General features: G+C 42.8%; 1 pseudogene. It reads left to right on the forward strand.

The window, feature by feature from the left end:
* Positions 1-549, forward strand: a pseudogene (locus R7Z50_RS30185) (TMAO reductase system sensor histidine kinase/response regulator TorS); the annotation flags it as partial.

Genomic DNA, 549 nt, shown 5'->3' on the forward strand with positions numbered 1-549 from the left:
CGGACGCAAGTTCAGAACACGAGCACCATTGCCGTTGCTAACGTCACACATATCTATGACTTATTAGAATCGAATAAAAAATCGCAAGTTTATCAGGCACTAGATGCGCTGGTGGAAGTGGATCTAGATCTGACGGAGCGATTGCATGAGCTGCACTTATTAGCTTTTAAAATGCTGAATCAAATTGAAGAGGCTCGCACATTAACCAATATTGAGCGAATCCAGCAGGTGCAAAGTGATTTTGAAAGTAATCTCAAAATCATGAAGCGCCGTGTTCTTGCCGTAGAAGATCCCACTCGCTCTAAACAAATGAGCCAACTACTAACAGAGCTCGGTAAGCGTCAGGTCGTGTTCACTATTTTGATGCAGCAGTATGAGAATAACGAACAATCTCAACAACTGATGCAAAAGACACTGGAATTGTTTTCGGAGCTGAATGGCACCGTAAACAAATTGGTTGATGATTCAAACAAAACGACAACCGTCGCTGTGGATGAATTGACGAGCACGCTGAAATTCGCTCAGTGGTCTCTAACGGTGATTTCAATT

It is taken from the genome of Vibrio sp. 1249-1 (genome assembly GCF_033340495.1).